This window comes from Microlunatus speluncae (assembly GCF_009299835.1).
Classification (GTDB): domain Bacteria; phylum Actinomycetota; class Actinomycetes; order Propionibacteriales; family Propionibacteriaceae; genus Microlunatus; species Microlunatus speluncae.
Map to the genome: position 1 here is coordinate 111,291 of NZ_VKCZ01000005.1, position 15,402 is coordinate 126,692.

General features: G+C 71.0%; 13 protein-coding genes. 7 read left to right on the forward strand and 6 right to left on the reverse strand.

Annotated features, from left to right (window positions below):
• Nucleotides 1–458 precede the first annotated feature (458 nt).
• Nucleotides 459–2,015 carry an N-acyl-D-amino-acid deacylase family protein gene (locus FNH24_RS08285; protein WP_152361692.1) on the reverse strand — a complete coding sequence of 519 codons (1,557 nt, stop codon included), beginning with the start codon at nucleotides 2,013–2,015 and terminating at the stop codon, nucleotides 459–461.
• A 190-nt stretch (nucleotides 2,016–2,205) separates the two neighbouring features.
• On the opposite strand from FNH24_RS08285, the gene FNH24_RS08290 reads away from it, so the two are divergent.
• The 5 genes from FNH24_RS08290 to FNH24_RS08310 all read left to right on the forward strand — a co-directional run bounded on the left by FNH24_RS08290 (nucleotide 2,206) and on the right by FNH24_RS08310 (nucleotide 6,586).
• On the forward strand, nucleotides 2,206–2,886 hold the full coding sequence (locus tag FNH24_RS08290; RefSeq protein ID WP_217428104.1) for an RNA polymerase sigma factor: 681 nt from the start codon (nucleotides 2,206–2,208) through the stop codon (nucleotides 2,884–2,886).
• Nucleotides 2,883–3,545, forward strand: a complete 663-nt coding sequence (locus FNH24_RS08295) for a hypothetical protein (RefSeq protein WP_152361694.1) — start codon at nucleotides 2,883–2,885, stop codon at nucleotides 3,543–3,545. Before FNH24_RS08290 ends, FNH24_RS08295 begins: the two co-directional genes overlap by 4 nt.
• Nucleotides 3,546–3,848: 303 nt before the next feature.
• Nucleotides 3,849–4,193, forward strand: a complete 345-nt coding sequence (locus FNH24_RS08300) for a hypothetical protein (RefSeq protein ID WP_152361695.1) — start codon at nucleotides 3,849–3,851, stop codon at nucleotides 4,191–4,193.
• Between the two features lie 265 nt (nucleotides 4,194–4,458).
• A complete protein-coding gene (locus FNH24_RS08305) occupies nucleotides 4,459–5,322 on the forward strand; it encodes a DUF4862 family protein (RefSeq protein ID WP_161606052.1) in 864 nt (287 codons plus the stop codon).
• A 67-nt stretch (nucleotides 5,323–5,389) separates the two neighbouring features.
• Entirely contained in the window at nucleotides 5,390–6,586 is a 1,197-nt protein-coding gene (locus FNH24_RS08310) for an endonuclease/exonuclease/phosphatase family protein (protein WP_152361697.1), read from the forward strand.
• Nucleotides 6,587–7,002: 416 nt separating this feature from the next.
• Here the strand turns inward: FNH24_RS08310 and FNH24_RS08315 are convergent, their stop codons facing one another.
• A complete protein-coding gene (locus FNH24_RS08315) occupies nucleotides 7,003–8,130 on the reverse strand; it encodes a polyprenyl synthetase family protein (protein ID WP_152361698.1) in 1,128 nt (375 codons plus the stop codon).
• 179 nt (nucleotides 8,131–8,309) lie between these two features.
• On the opposite strand from FNH24_RS08315, the gene metF reads away from it, so the two are divergent.
• Complete coding sequence (gene metF, locus FNH24_RS08320) at nucleotides 8,310–9,245, forward strand: methylenetetrahydrofolate reductase [NAD(P)H] (protein ID WP_246186808.1); 936 nt, start codon at nucleotides 8,310–8,312, stop codon at nucleotides 9,243–9,245.
• A gap of 10 nt (nucleotides 9,246–9,255) precedes the next feature.
• On the opposite strand, the gene FNH24_RS08325 is transcribed toward metF, so the two are convergent.
• From FNH24_RS08325 to FNH24_RS08340, 4 genes are all read right to left on the reverse strand, one after another.
• Nucleotides 9,256–10,518 (reverse strand): macrolide family glycosyltransferase, encoded by a 1,263-nt coding sequence (locus FNH24_RS08325; RefSeq protein WP_217428105.1) that lies wholly within the window; start codon nucleotides 10,516–10,518, stop codon nucleotides 9,256–9,258.
• A gap of 65 nt (nucleotides 10,519–10,583) precedes the next feature.
• Nucleotides 10,584–12,830, reverse strand: a complete 2,247-nt coding sequence (locus tag FNH24_RS08330; RefSeq protein ID WP_425486883.1) for a HelD family protein — start codon at nucleotides 12,828–12,830, stop codon at nucleotides 10,584–10,586.
• 119 nt (nucleotides 12,831–12,949) lie between these two features.
• Nucleotides 12,950–14,260, reverse strand: coding sequence for an FAD-dependent oxidoreductase (locus tag FNH24_RS08335; RefSeq protein ID WP_152361700.1), 1,311 nt, complete (start codon nucleotides 14,258–14,260; stop codon nucleotides 12,950–12,952).
• Nucleotides 14,261–14,314: 54 nt separating this feature from the next.
• A complete protein-coding gene (locus FNH24_RS08340; RefSeq protein ID WP_152361701.1) occupies nucleotides 14,315–14,935 on the reverse strand; it encodes a malonic semialdehyde reductase in 621 nt (206 codons plus the stop codon).
• 74 nt (nucleotides 14,936–15,009) lie between these two features.
• On the opposite strand from FNH24_RS08340, the gene FNH24_RS08345 reads away from it, so the two are divergent.
• Nucleotides 15,010–15,390, forward strand: a complete 381-nt coding sequence (locus FNH24_RS08345) for a winged helix-turn-helix transcriptional regulator (protein ID WP_152361702.1) — start codon at nucleotides 15,010–15,012, stop codon at nucleotides 15,388–15,390.
• Nucleotides 15,391–15,402: the final 12 nt, after the last annotated feature.

A 15,402-nucleotide genomic window follows, 5' to 3' on the forward strand; every position in this document is an offset into this window, starting at 1 on the left:
AGGTGCACCCATCGAGGGGACCCGAGCCGACAGGCTTCGGTCGCTCGAGGTCGGCCGGGCAGGTCCGCTCGGTGCCCGCCGGGGAATGAAAGACGCGCCAAGGACGGGCGGGTTGCGGCGTTTCCTGGGAATGTCCGGCCGGGTACCGGTTGGGCTGTGGTCGGGTTCATCGACTGTGACGTTTCCCGGCTCGATCGGCACGGAACGGGCGGGAAACGTCACAGTGGATGGCCAGCCGGCGGTTTCGCCGCTCGACACCGGCGCCCGGCCGCGTGACGTGGCGGACCGCCTTGACCCGCCCGTCCTTGGTGCGTCTTTCCGGCCGTCGGGCCGAAACCGAAGGGGCACTCATCCGGCCTGCCCTTCGACAGGCTCAGGGAACGAACACCCTCGTTCCCGCCCAGCCCGAACAGAAATCGCGACACCACAGATCCAAGATCATCGGTGGATCCAGGCTCTCAGGCGGGGACGAGCCGGCGGCCGCGGCGCGTGCCGCCCCAGACACCGTCGGTGATCACGACCCGACCGGCCTGCAGCACACAGTCGATGCCCACCGGCGGCACCGCCGGATCGGTGAAGCTGCCGTCATGATCAACAGTGTCCGGGTCGAAGCAGACCAGGTCGGCGACCGCCCCGGCGGCGATGGTGCCGCGGTCCGGGACGCCGAAGATCGAGGCCGGCAGCGAGGTCATCCGGCGGACCGCCTCGGCCAGCCCGATGATCTTCCGCCGGCGCACGTACTCGCCGAGGACCCGGGGGAAGGTGCCGTACAACCGCGGATGCGGAGTGCCGCCGAGCCCGGGCGGCAGCCCGTCCGAGCCGATCGCGCTGTGCGGTGACCGGAGCACGGTCACCACGTCCTCCTCACACATCGTGAACAGCACCGTGGTGACGTGTAACTCCTCCTCCAGCAGGATCCGGACGACGGTCTCGAACGGGTCCAGGCCGAGCTCGGTCGCCAGCTCGGGCACCCGCCGGCCCTCGTAGGCGTGGCTACGGGTGGAGGAGATCATGATCCGCTCGTAGTGCGGATCCGCCTCGGCCCGGAGCCGGTCCAGGACGGCCGGGTCACGCAGCCGGCGCAGCGCCTCGGCCGGCCCGGCGTCGAGCAGCCAGCCGGCCAGGGTCGAGGTGAGCCCGGTCGACGATGCGACGTACGGATAGACGTCCTGGGTGACCGGCAGGCCCTCCGCCCGGGCCGCGTCCAACCGCTCCAGCGCTGGCCCGACGGCACCCCAGTTGGCCCGGCCGGACGCCTTGAGATGGGAGACCTGGACCCGGCAGCCGGCCTCGCGGCCGATCCGCAGCGCCTCGTCGATCGCGTCCAGCAGCCCGGCGCTCTCGTTGCGGATGTGGCTGGCATAGACCCGGCCGGCCGGCAGTCGTCGGGCCAGCGCGATCACCTCTTCGGTGTCGGCGTACCGGCCGGGCGGATAGACCAACCCGGTCGACAAACCGAATGCGCCCGCGTCCAGTGCCTCGTCCAGGAGCCGGCCCATCGCCGCGAGATCCTCGGCACTCGGAGCGGCCGCGGTCGGGCCGATCACCGCCTGCCGGAGCGTGCCGTGACCGACCAGGTGGCAGACGTTGGTCACCGTCCCGGCGGCATCGACCGCGGCGAACCACTCGGTGCTGCTGTGCCAGCCGCCCAGCTGGTCGGGCTCGAGGCCGAACAGCCGTCCCGGGCCCTCGGCGAACGCGTCGTCGCCGGCCCGGATCGGCGCCAGCGACGACCCGCAGTTGCCGACGATCTCCGTCGTCACGCCCTGGCTGATCTTGGACAGATCGTCCTCGGCCAGCAGCGGGGCGTTGTCGGCATGGGAATGGGCGTCGATGAAGCCCGGGCAGACGATCCGCCCGCCGGCGTCGATCACCTCGGCGTCCGTTGCTTCGCCGGTCACTGAACCGGCCGCGGCCGGCTCGACGGCGGCGATCCGTTCCCCGTTGATCACCACCGTCCCGAGGTACGGTTCTCGTCCCGTGCCGTCGATGATCCGAGCGTTGATGATCTTCATCCCGCCGAGTCTACGGACCGCCGCCGGCCGGGCCGGGGCGGCCGAACCGGTCTCGTCCGATCGGATCGGAATCCGAGGGAACCTTCCGCTGCGTGGTGGACACCTCCCCGATGGCGGGGTGTTGCACCCCGTCCGCGGAGCGAGGGACGGTGATGACGGTGCGATGGCACCCGGCGAGAGGTCAGGCTACGTGCGGAGCGACGATCGGGACGGTCGGTACGACGAGGGTGTGGTCATCCACCTTCCGGAGCCGGCGTCGACGGTCGCGGCCGACCCCGACCCGGACTCCGACGAATCCGGTCCGGACGACTCGGGCCTGTGGCGAGAACTGCGGACCGGGGACGAGGAATCGTTCCGCGACCTGCTCGTCCGGCACGGCCGCGCGGTCTACAACTTCGCGTTCCGGCGGACCGGTTCCTGGTCGGTCGCCGAGGACGTGGCCCAGTCGACCTTCACCACGGTCTGGCGCCGGGCCGTGGCCGGAGACCTGGCCGTGCTGCGGCTGCCGTCGGCGCGGCCGATCCTGTTCGCCATCGCCCGCAAGGAGGCCGCCAATCAGCTCCGGTCGGCCCGCCGACAGGCCCGGCTGGCCGCGCGGATCGCGGCCGACCGCGACGTGGCCACGGCCGACAACACCGACGCCTGGCTGGCCGCGGAGTCGGCGATGCGCCAGATCAACGAATCGCTGCAGGTCCTGCCGCAGCAACAGCGGGAGGTGATCGCGTTGGTGCGCTGGTCCGGCCTCTCGCTGGCCGAGGCCGCCGAGTCCCTCGGGGTGCCGGTCGGCACGGTGAAGTCGCGGCTCAACCGGGCCCACCGTCGGCTCAGCGGCACGCCGCTGGCCGGCCTGCTCAAGGGAGGTCCCGAGTGATTCAGCGATCCACCCCCGACCTGCCGCCCGAACGCGAGTGGTCCGATCCGCTGGGCCGGGCCGATCAGATCATCGCCGAGGTCGGGCGGCAGCGGCCCCGGGCCAAACGACGTACCGGCTATGTCGTCCCGGCGATCGCCGCGGCCGCGGCCGCCGTCATCGCCGCCCTCGGCGTCGACCTGCTGGGCCAGCCCGCCGCCCCGAGCGTGGTCGCCACGCCGCCGGTGTCGGAGACGCCCGCCGCGACGCCGACGGCGCCGGCGCACGTGCCGACGCGCGGTTCGACGATGGTGCTGCGGGTCGGCGAGACGGCCGAGCTCCGGCACGCCGAGATCACCGTCGACGAGGTGTCCGGCACCAGCCGCGGCATCGCGGTCAAGGTCCAGACCTGTGTGGTCGACGCGCCGACGGCGCAGTTCCCGGCCGGGGTGCCGGTGCGCATCGGCGACTGGCTGGCGGTCCGTGATGATCATTCCGGGGTCGCCGTCGCGTGGGCACAGGATCCGGACCGGGAGCCGGCCTATCCCAACCTGGCCCTGGTCAGCCAGGGTGAATGCGTCGCCGGCTGGATGCCGCCGATGAATCCGCCGGGGCAGGGCGACATCTCGTTGATCTATCACGGCGAGCTGGGTGACGAGGCGCGCTGGCTGCTCGAGTGAGGCGGTGGGTCTTCGCCGGTGATCAACTTCCTAGTGTCGTGGTGACGAAGTTGTGTGACGTTTGCCGGTGTTCAGGTGCGTGCATCGCCAGGCCGACGAGGAAGACCTATCGGGTCATAGATCGACCGAGGAGAACGCAGCGAGGTGCGTGCCTGGACGCCGGCAAGCGTTACAGAACTTCGTCACCGCGACACTAGGTACTGCGACAAGTTGGTGATCATCGTCACCTGACCGGGATGGAACCTCAGCGGCGGGTCCGGACAACTCCAGGGCAGACGACAACGACGTGAAAGGAACCTCATCATGGCTCTAGGACTGCGAATCGCCGGCTCCGTGTTCGCTGCGGCAGCCCTGTCCCTGATCGTGATCCCCGGCGCCACGGCCGAGCCCCAGGACGAACCGGGCCTGCCGGTCGGCAGCCGGCTGGTCCGGCCCGCCGATGATCGGGCGCCGGCGCCGGCGCCGGCGCCGCCGCGGGACGCGCTGGCCCGTCGCGGCGACGCGGTGATCATCTCCTGCGAAGGGCAGTACAAGGCACCCAACCTGTCCAAGGCCGATATCGATCGGATCATGGAGCGCCAGAAGGTTCAGCTGAGTCAACCCGGCCTGACCTGCAAGATCATCTCGGCGGTGCCCGGGGACAACTAGTGTCGTGTTGCCTGAGTATCTTTACGTTTCCCGACGCCCAGGCACGCACATCGCTGCGTTCTCCTCGGTCGAGATATGACCCGATATGCCTTCCTCGTCGGCCTTGCGCTGCACGCACCTGGACGCCGGGAAACGTAAACCTACTCAGGCAACACGACACTAGCTATCCACCCGCGAGACGGCTCGCCGCGCCGACCTGGTTGGGGAGGGCGGCGGGCCCGACCCCGTGTCGAGCATGAAACGGGGTTCCATTTATCCTGGGACCATGCGATTGATCGCCGGTGCCTATCCCGCCGCTCCGACCGATCCGGTCGACCAGCCCGAGTTCCTGCGCCGGCTTGCCGAGTCCGATCTGATCGGTGGCCTGGAGTTGCCGTACGTGGACGACGAGGCGCGCTGGTCGGCACGCGCCCTGCCGGGCGACTGGACGCACGTGGTGACGACCGCGCCGGTGACCGGCCTGCGCACCCGCGACGACGCGAGCTACGGCCTCGCCTCGACCGACGAGGCCGGCCGGCAGCGAGCGATCGCCGTGACCAGGGCCATGTGGGAGGCGGTCCAGCGGTCCGGGCTGACCGTGGCCGCGATCGAACTGCAAACGGCGCCGGCGCGGATCGGCAGCGCCGAGGCGCTGAGCCGGTCGCTGACCGAGATCGTGAGCTGGGACTGGGCGGGCGCGGTGGTGCTGGTCGAGCACTGCGACGCGCTGGTGCCCGGGCACGAACCGGAGAAGGGATTCCTGGCGCTGGCCGACGAGCTGGCGGTGACCCGAGAGCTGGGGCTGGGCGTCGTGATCAACTGGGCGCGCTCGGTGATCGAGACCCGCACGCCGGACGGCGCGGTCGCGCAGGTGAAGGAGGCCGGCGACCAACTGCGCGGGCTGATGTTCTCCGGGGTCGCCGACACCCCGGTCGGCCGGCACCCCGCCTGGGTGGACGCGCACCTGCCGCCCGCACCGTACGAACCGTCGTCGCTGCTCACCGCCGACGAGATCGTCCGCACCCGGGCGGCCGCCGACTCACCGGCGCTCCTGGGCGCCAAGGTCGGCGCCGGCCCGTCCGACCAGACCCCGGCGGAGCGGGCGGCCACGGTGCTCGGCGCGCTGGAGCTGGTCGCCCGCGCCGGCTGACCCGTCCCGGCTGAGGTGTCGGCTTCCGGGCACCCGCCCGTAACCGGGATCCCTTATCGTTCGGCCCATGGTGCCTGTAACCCGGGGAATCCTGCTGATGATCTTGACCGCCGCGCTGGCCGTCGGGGTCGTACCGAGGCAGGCTGAGGCGGTGGAACAGGTCAGATTCGCGACCTTCAACGCCTCGCTCAACCGCGGCGCGGCGGGGGAGTTGCTGGCCGACCTCGCGACGCCCGACGATCCGCAGGCGCGCAAGGCGGCGGAGGTGATCCAGCGCAACCGGCCGGACGTGCTGTTGATCAACGAGTTCGACTACGTGGCGGACAATGCCGCCGCGGACGCCTTCCGGGCCAACTATCTGGAGATCGGGCAGCAGGGCGCCGCTCCGATCGACTATCCGTACGCGTACACGGCACCGGTCAACACCGGCGTGCCGACCGGCTTCGACCTGGACCGGAACGGCACCGTCGGCGGCGGCAACGATGCCCACGGCTTCGGCCTGTTCGAGGGCCAGTACGGGATGCTGGTGCTCTCCCGGTATCCGATCGAGACCGACCGGATCCGTACCTTCCAGCACTTCCTCTGGAAGGACCTGCCCGGAGCGCTGCTGCCGGACGATCCCGCGACCTCGACCCCCGGTGACTGGTATTCGGCCGCCGCCCTCGACGTGCTCCGGCTGTCCTCGAAGTCGCACTGGGACGTGCCGATCCGGATCGGCCGGCGGCCGGTGCACTTCCTGGTCGCGCACCCGACGCCGCCGACCTTCGACGGGCCGGAGGACCGCAACGGCCGGCGCAACCATGACGAGATCAAGTTCTGGGCCGACTACGTCTCGTCACCGCGGACCAGCCGCTACATCTACGACGACGCCGGGCAGCGCGGCGGCCTGCGACCCGGCAGTCGCTTCGTCATCGCCGGCGACTACAACGCTGATCCGCTGGACGGCGACAGCGTCGCCGGGGCGATCACCCTGCTCCTGGACCATCCCAAGATCACCGACTCGCGGCCGACCAGCGCCGGCGCGGTGATCGCAGCCGAGCAGCAGGGCGGCGCCAACGCCACCCACCGCGGCGACCCCGCTCTGGACACGGCCGACTTCTCCGACACCGCCCCGGGCAACCTGCGGGTCGATCACGTGCTGCCCTCCCGCGGTCTGCTGGTCCGCGACAGCGGCGTCTTCTGGCCGACCCCCGACTCACCCCTGGCCCGGCTCAACGACACCTCCGACCACCACCTGGTCCACGTCGACCTCCTCGTCCCCTGACTCGGTCGAAGGCAGCCGTCTGTTCGTTCCCTGACCCGCTCGGTCGGTTCGTTCCCTGAGCTTGTCGAAGGGCACACCAGTTGCGTTCCGTTCTCCCTGACCCGGTGCGGAAGTCGCCACAGGTAGAGAAATGCACGCCTGTCGGGCCGGGGAGGGTGCGGAAGTCGCCACAGGTAGAGAAATGCTCACCTGCGGGGCCGGGGAGGGTGCGGAAGTCGCCACAGGTAGAGAAACGCTCGCCTGCCGGGCCCGGGATCGACGGACGCCGGGCGATCTCTCGGCTCCTGGTAACCCGGCGTCGATCATCTGGCCTGTGCCCTCCGGCCGGCTGAGGTGACGAGCACCGTCCATCGACACGTCACAAGTGCGCCGACACGCCGCAAGAACGCCCGCAGATGTGACGGGTCGGCGGAGGGTCAGGAGGTGCGGTGGGAGGCGAGGGTGGCCAGGGTGGTGAGGGCTTGGTTGCCTTCGGGGGTGATCGGGGCGTCGGTGAGGGCGGCCAGGGCTTCGGCGTGACTGGAGTTGATCATGGTCTCGACCGCGTCCTGGGCACCGGAGTCGGCGATGATCTGCCGCAGCGTGGCGACCTGATCATGATCGAGATCGGAGCGGCCGAACAGGTCGGTGAACCGGCCCCGGGCGACCGGCGCGGCGGCAGCCAGGGTGTGCGCGATCAGGACGGTGCGCTTGCCCTCGCGAAGATCATCTCCGGCGGGCTTGCCGGTCAGCCGTTCGTCGCCGAAGACGCCGAGCAGGTCGTCCCGGAACTGGAACGCGCGGCCGAGCGCCGACCCGTAGCGGGCCAGCACGTCGAGCAGTCGCTCGTCCGCGCCGCCGAGGCTGGCGCCGAACTGGCAGGGCCGCTGGACCGTGTATTTGGCCGACTTGTATTCGACCACCCGCTCGGCCGTCTCGATCGCGGTCGACAGGTCGTGGGCGGAGAGCGGCCGGGATTGGGCCAGGATGTCCAGATACTGCCCGGCGGTGACCTCGGTCCGCATCGACTCCAGCAGCGGTAGCGCCCGGCCGAGCGCGGCGGCCGGCAGACCAGAGCGGTGCAGCAGTTCCGAGGACCAGATCAGCAGCAGGTCGCCGTACAGGATCGCGCCGGCCCGGCCGAACGTCTCGGCCGCACCGACCAGACCCTGCTCGGCATGCAGCCGCTCGAACTGCCGGTGTGCCGCGGGCCGGCCGCGGCGCAGGTCGGAGCCGTCCATCACGTCGTCGTGCACCAGGGCACTGACGTGCAGCAGATCGAGACTCGCCGCCGCGGCGAGCAGCGGTGCGAACTCCCGGTCGGCCGGCAGCCCGGCGGCGGCGACGTAACCCCAGACGGTGCCCGCGGGCCGGATCCGCTTGCCGCCGGCGAGCAGGTCCCGGGCCATCGCGTGCAGCGGGGCGAGGGCCGGGTCGATCGCGGCCAGCGTGTCCCGCTGCGCGTCCAGGAACTCGTCCAGCACGACGGCGACGGCGTCGGTGAACGCGGGGGAGAGCGGGTCGGCCGGATCGAGGACGGCCGGTTCGAGCTGGGTGCGTGCCACGCTCCGAGCGTACGGAATCCGCCCCTGGCCGCCGAATCCGGTGTTATCCACACCCCAGCCACCGAGTTGTCAGAACTGAGTTGTGTCATAGCACAACTCAGTTCTGACAACTCGGCGTGGGAGGGGCGCGGGGTGAGATGGGTGATCAGGGAGCGAGATTCGGACACTAGGCTGACCTGATGCCACTCGGTCCCATGATCGATTCCGCCGGACTCGTCAGCCGGCCGGATTCCCATGCCACGGTCGAGGCGATGCTGGCGGCCCCGGGCGGCCCCTTGTTCTCCTTCGAACTGTTCCCGCCGAAGGATGATGATCAACGGCGGATGCTGTGGCAGACGGTGCGCCGGTTGGAGGCGCTGGGACCCGATTTCGTCTCGGTCACGTACGGCGCCAACGGGTCGAGCCGCGAGCGGACGATCGAGATCACCGAGGCGATCGCTCAGCACACCACGCTGCGGACGATGGCCCATCTGACCTGCGCCAGCCAGCCGGTGGAGCAGCTGCGCCGGGTGATCGGCTGGTATGCGGCCGCCGGGATCCGGCACGTGATGGCGATCCGCGGCGACATGCCGGGCGGCCCGACGGCGCCGTGGGTGCAGCACCCGGAGGGGTTGCGGAACGCGACCGAGCTGGTCGAGCTGGTCCGCTCCCTGGGCGATTTCTGCGTCGGCGTCGGCGCCTTCCCCGACCTGCACCCGGAGAACCACGATCCCGATCTCGATGCGCGGGTGCTGGTGGAGAAGGCGCGGGCCGGGGCGACGTTCGCGATCACCCAGCTGTTCTTCACCCCGAGCCGCTACTTCGAGCTGGTCGACCGGGTCCGCTCGCTCGGCTGCGAGCTGCCGATCATCCCCGGCATCATGCCGGTCACCCGGCTGAGCCAGATCCAGCGCTTCGCCGAGCTGTCCGGCGCCGACCTGCCGGCGCCGGTCGTCGATCGGCTGGAGCGGGCGGGCGAGGATCCGGCGAAGGTACGGGAGGTCGGCATCGACATCGCCACCGAGGTCTGCCACGACCTGCTGGCCGGCGGCGCGCCCGGTCTGCACTTCCTCACCATGAACCGCTCGCTGGCGACCCGGGAGATCTACGCCCGGCTGCAGCCGGCCGCTTCCTGATCTTCCTGGACTACGTCCCCAGCGGCAGACTCAGCGGACGTACGGCCTCGAGGTGCGCCTCGATCGCGTCGGCGCCGGCGACCGCGCCACCGGCGGCCGCGAGCTCCCCGCGGAAGGCGGCGACCCGGGCCCGCAGGGTGCGGTCGGCGGCGACCTCGGCAACGGTCTCGCGCAGCAGCTTGGCCGTGATCATGGTCGGGTCGAGGGCGCGGCCGAGGCCGAGATCGTCCACCTGGTAGGCATTCATGGCCTGCTCGGGCATCTGCGGCACGGCCACCAGCGGCACCCCGGAGGCGAGTGACTCCAGGGTCGAGTTCATCCCGGCGTGGGAGAGGAAGACCTGGGCGTGCTTCAGCACGGCCGGCTGCGGGAAGTAGGGCCGGACCTCGAAGTTGGCCGGCACCGGACCAAGATCATCGACGGTGATCGCCTCGCCGATCGCCATCGCCACCTGCCACGGCTCGGAGCCGAAGGCCTCCAGGCAGGTGCGGAAGAAGTCGGGCTGATCGTTGAACGCGGTGCCCAGCGAGATGAACAGCAGCGGCCGGTCGGCCAGCCGCGGTTGCCAGACCTCGTCGGCGCGGGCGCCGAGATCGGGGCCGACGAAGACGAAGCGGTCGTCGAAGGTCTGCGCCTGCGGCTGGAACCGCTTCGGGATGAAGACGAGGTTCAGCTCGGCCGGCGTCGACTCGAACGGCCGCGGCGGCTGGACGCCGTGCCGGCCGGCGAACTCGGTCAGGGTGCGGCCGAGCGATTCCATCGTGCTCTTCATCGTCGCGGCGACCTCCGCGCCGCGAGCATCGAAGGCGAGCTGGCGGAGCATCTCCCGGCGTGGCTCGAACTCCTCGTTGCCGGCATAGGTCGGGTTCAGCGCGATGCCCGGCACGGCGAGCTGCTCGGTGATCATCGGTGCGGTGATCATCATCTTGTCGTAGCAGATCGCCACCACCGGATCGGCCGTCCAGGCCTCGATCACCGTCTCGTAGCCGGCCAGGGATTCCTCGATCATGCCGCCGAGCCGTTCGGCCATCGCGCCGGATTTCAGGTCGAACCCGCTCATCGCGGCGACGCCGTTGCCGGGCACCAGAACCACGTCGGCGCCGGCCCGTTCGACCGCCGCGGCGAACGGCTGCTGGACGGCGTAACTGACCCGGTGGCCGCGGCGGAGGAGCTCCTCGACCAGCGGCAGGGTCGGGTTGATGTGGCCGTGGCCGGGGAAGCTCAGGAAGCCGAAGTGCATGCTGGTTACCTCGCTGATCGGAAGGACGTACACCTTCCATCAGAATATGAGTGAGTGCTCACTCATTCCAGCCCTGCAGTACGTGACGTACCCCACGATCAGCCCAGCGAACGCCGCCAAGCCGCGTCCGGACCGGCATCGACGGTGACCAGCCGCTGGGTCGCCCGGGTCAGCGCGACGTAGAGGACGCGCACCCCGCCGGGGGACTCGGCGACGATGTCGTCCGGGCTGACCACGATCACGCCGTCGTATTCGAGCCCCTTCGCGGCCAGCGGGGTGACCGGGACCAACCGGTCCGGGGCCGTCCCGTTGTCGGAATGATCTTCCCGGGTGATCAACTTCGCGTCGATCAGCGACTCCCGGAGCGCGGCCAGCCGGGATGGCGGCGCGATCACGCCGACCGTGCCGTCGACGGCGTCCAGCAACTCGCGGGCGGCGGTGATCACAGTGTCCGCCAGGCCCGCCGAACCGCTGTCGGCGTCGACCAGGGTGCCGTCGGTGGTGAACGGGGCGGGGCGGGCGACCAGCAGCTCGGGTTCGCGCCCGACCTTGCGGACCGCGGTCGGCAGATCCGCGTCCGGCACCGAGCCGACCACGACCTTGGCGGCGAGATCGAACACCTCCGCGGGGCTCCGGTAGTTGGTGCTCATCCGGAACCGGCGCACCGGTGCGGTGCGGACGAGTTCGGTCATCGCGCGCTCGGTCTCCTCGGCATCCGGCCAGGAGCTCTGCGCCGGATCGCCGACGATGGTCCAGCTGGCGCTACCGCCGCGGCGGCGGAGCATCCGCCACTGCATCGGGCTGATGTCCTGCGCCTCATCGACCAGGATGTGCGCGTACGTGTCGTGCGGGGTGGCGAACGGATCCTGCTCCTGGCGGTCGGCCAGCCGCTCCATCGTGGTGAACACCTCGGCCACGTCCTCGCCGTTCTCCAGGAACAGCGGGATCTCCACCGCCTCCCGCTCCGGCACCGGTCCGAGCAGCTGCGCCAACTCGTCCAGCAGGGCGCTGTCGGCGACCGACCAGTCCCGCCGGCTCGACGGCGCCGCGGCCAGCCGGGCGTAGTCGGCGGCGAGCAGGTCCTGTTCGGCCGCGCTGAGCTGCGATCCGGCCGCCCGGCCGAGCAGGCTTCGGTCGGCCAGCCGGACCAGCGCCGCCGGCGCCGCGAGATCCGGCCACCAGGACTGGAGGAAGGTGCTGAACGCGGCCGTCGAGGTGACCGAGTCGTCGAAGTCCGGCCGGTCCAGATCGGCCTCCCGTGGCCGCCGCCGCCAGAGCGCGGTGAGCAGCGCGGTCTCGGCCGCGTTCCGGGCCTGGTTGAGCTTGTTGTGGGCGAGCACGTCGGTCCGGATCCGCGTCAGGGCCGGCGCGTCCAGTGCGTAGACGACGCCGTCCACCGTCAGCTGCAACCGGTCCGGCACCCCGGCCGGCGGCTCGGTGACCAGGCGGCGCAACACCCGGGTCATCCGCAGGCTGCCCTTGATCGCCGACAACGGCGCCGAGTCGTGCCGCTGTCCGGTCACGTCGAGCAGATCGTTCGGGACGGTGCCGATCGAGCGCAGTGTGACCGAGTCCTCACCGAGCGACGGCAGCACCCGCTCGATGTAGTTCATGAACACCTGGCTCGGGCCGACCACCAGCACACCGCCGGACTCGAACCGGCGCCGGTTCGAATACAGCAGGTACGCGGCGCGGTGCAGCGCGACCACGGTCTTGCCGGTGCCCGGGCCGCCGGTGATCATGGTGAAGCCCTGCCACGGGGCGCGGATCGCCTCGTCCTGCTCGGCCTGGATGGTCGCGACGATGTCGCGCATGGTGTGGCCGCGGGCCCGGCTGAGTGCGGCCAGCAGGGCGCCCTCGCCGACCACCACCAGCTCCTCACCGGCGTGCTCGGCGTCCAGCAGGTCGTCCTCGATGCCGATCACCTCGCTGCCGCGGCAGCGCAACACCCGGCGGCGGGTGACCTGCATCGGGTTGGACGCGGTGGCCCGGTAGAAGGCCGCCGCGGCCGGGGCCCGCCAGTCGATCACCAGCGGTTCGTATTCGGCGTCGCGGACGCCGATCCGGCCGATGTAGCGGGCCTCGGCGTCGACGTGGTCGAGCCGGCCGAAGACCAGGCCCTCGTGCTCGGCATCCAGGGTGGCGATCCGCTTGGCCGATTGGAAGGCGAAGATGTCGCGCTCCAGCAGCCCGGTGCCGTCCTCTTCCCGGACGTAGCTGCCGCGGTCCGACTGGTACAGCGACCGGCCCTCGGCGGCGACCAGCCGAGCCGACCGGGAGGCGATCTCGAGCCGCTGATAGACCTTGTCGACGTGTGCCTGCTCGACCGCGATCTCACGGTCCACGAGTGCCGCCTGGGCGTCCTGATCGTCGTGATCGGACTGGTCGGCGGAGGTCGACGAAGAAGTCAAAGGTGTGTCCTTACCCGAAAGACGAAACACCCCAGTCTACAAACGATCCGTCCTCAAGACACGGAGGAGGTCAACAGGTCGTCGTGGCAGGCGTAGGAGGCCAGGGCGCCGGACAACAGGGTCTGGGACAGACCGGGTCCGGCGGCCGAGAACGGACCGGCGACATAGAGCCCCGGCACCGGCCCGCGGATCGGTGGCCGGAGCAGCCAGCTGTCGTAGCCCTGCCAGGCCAGCCCGTGCCGCCAGTCCGGCCGGGTTGCGGCGTAGTCGTACCGGATCTCGATCATGGTCTCGGCGGCCGGCCGGCGCACCGTGATCAGCGGACCGGTGCCGGGCCGGTGTTCGATCAGCTCCCGGACCTCCGATGATCTTTCCCCGGTCACCGCACGGGCCGTGACGGTCGGGGCCAGGGCTGGTCGCAGCCGGGCCAGGGTCGCCCGCTGCGGCCGCAGCGGCAGCCGGCCGAGCAGCTCGTCGTACAACCGTGGCGGATCGACGGCGCCGATCACCGAGCGCGCTCGCACCGGGCCGGCGGCGGTGATCACTCCGCTCGCCCGGCCGGCGGTGTCGATCATGATCTCCGCCACCGGGTCGTCGATCATGATCACCTTCCGGGTCGCCAGCCGGCCGGTCAGGATCTCGATCAAGGCCGAGGTGCGGCCGGCTTCGGCGCCGTCGGTGCGGCGGACGGTCCAGCGGCCGAACCGGCGCAGCATCGAGAGCTCGACGGCACAGTGGGCCGGCGTCGAGGTCGGGTCCGATCCCAGCGGGTACGCCAGGTCGGTGATGATCGCGGCCAACGCCGGGTGAGCGAACTCCCGGGCCAGCCGCTCCAGCGACCGGCCCCGTTTCATGATCGACTCGATGGACCGGGTGAGCTGGAACCGGCCGTGCAGCTCCGACTCGAGGCCGAGCGGGCGCAGCGCCTGCCAGACCTGGTCGAGGTCGTCGATCAGGTCCCGCCAGGCGGCCGCCACGGTGCTGCCGTACGCGGTGCTCAGGGTGGCGAACTGTTCGCCGCGGTCGGTCGGCAGCGTCAGCTCGGTGCCGTCGGGGAAGCGGTGGATCGGCGGCGGGGCGGGGACGAGCTCCCAGCCGGCGCGGGCCAGCTCGGCGTCCATCGGCCGCCCGCTCTTGCGGAACAGGTCCCGCCAGGCCGCCGGCAGCGTGATCACCGCCGGCGCGTCGTCGACCAGGGCCGGGCCGGGGGAGCCGGCGAGCGGTCGGGCCGCCCAGACGCCGCCCGGCGGCCGTCCCTCGGTGACCAGGCCGACCCGGTGCCCGGCCTTGGCCAGCCGGGCGGCGGCCGCCATCCCGGCCGCTGTGGCACCGACGATGATCACGTCGAGGTCGGCGTCCGGCATGGCCACCGTCCTACCAGAACCCGGCCGCTTCGACCGCACCGGCCGGCCGGATGATCACTCCCAGCGCAGCACCTCGGCCTGCTCGAGCCGGGGGAGCCGCGGGTACCAGGAGCCCGTATCGGCGGGGTGGCCGAGGTTGACGACCAGGATCGAGGACCGATCGCCCTCGGGGAAGAACTCGGCGTCCAGGCCGACCGGATCGAAGCCGCCCATCGGGCCGGCGCCCAGGCCGAGGGCCCGCGCGGCCAGGATGAAGTAGCCGGCCTGCAGAGCTCCGTTGAACCGGCCGAGTTGGTAACGGGCATCGTCGTTGGCGGCCAACTGGTCGCGGAGTTCCGGCTTCACCGGGACGACCCGCGGCGCCAACTCGTGGAAGTCCTTGTCGAACGCGAGCAGCGCCACCGCCGGAGCCGCCAGTGTCTTGGCCCGGTTGCCCTCGTGCAGATGCCGCACCAGGCGCTGCCGGGCGTCCGGGCTCTGGGGGAAGACGACCCGCAGCGGCTGCAGGTTGGCGGCCGTCGGAGCCCACTTCGCGAGGTTCCAGATCTCGGCCAGTTGCGCATCGGTCACCGGCGTCGGCGCGAAGGAGTTGATCGTGTGGGCCTCGGTGAAGAGCGTCGCCAGCGCCGCGTCGTCGACCGGACGGGTGAGCGTGGGTTCCAGGACCTCGGTCATGATAGTAATCTCCAAGTCGCTAGGTAATTAGAAGTGCCATCGAGGATCATAGCTCGGCGGGTACAGTGGTCGGTATGGCCTCGGCAGGTGAGATGACTCACGACGCGCACACCTGCGACGAGTCGTTGGCCCGGGCCTTCCAGTTCCTCGGCAAGCGGTGGAACGGGGTCCTGTTGGGCACGCTGATGAACGGCGCGGCCGGCTTCGCCGAGTTGCGCCGGTCGATCCCGGGGATCAGCGACTCGGTGTTGTCGGACCGGTTGTCCGAGCTCGCGGGGGCCGGCCTGGTGCAGCGCACGGTGCGGGAGGGGCCGCCGGTCACGGTGGGCTATCGGCTGACCCCGGCCGGCGAGGCGCTGCTGCCGGCACTGGAGGAATTGATGGCCTGGGCCCGACGCCACCTCACCGAGGAGCGGTGTCGCGAGGCCCGACAGGATCGACGCCGAAAGGCCTAGATCTGTTCGGCC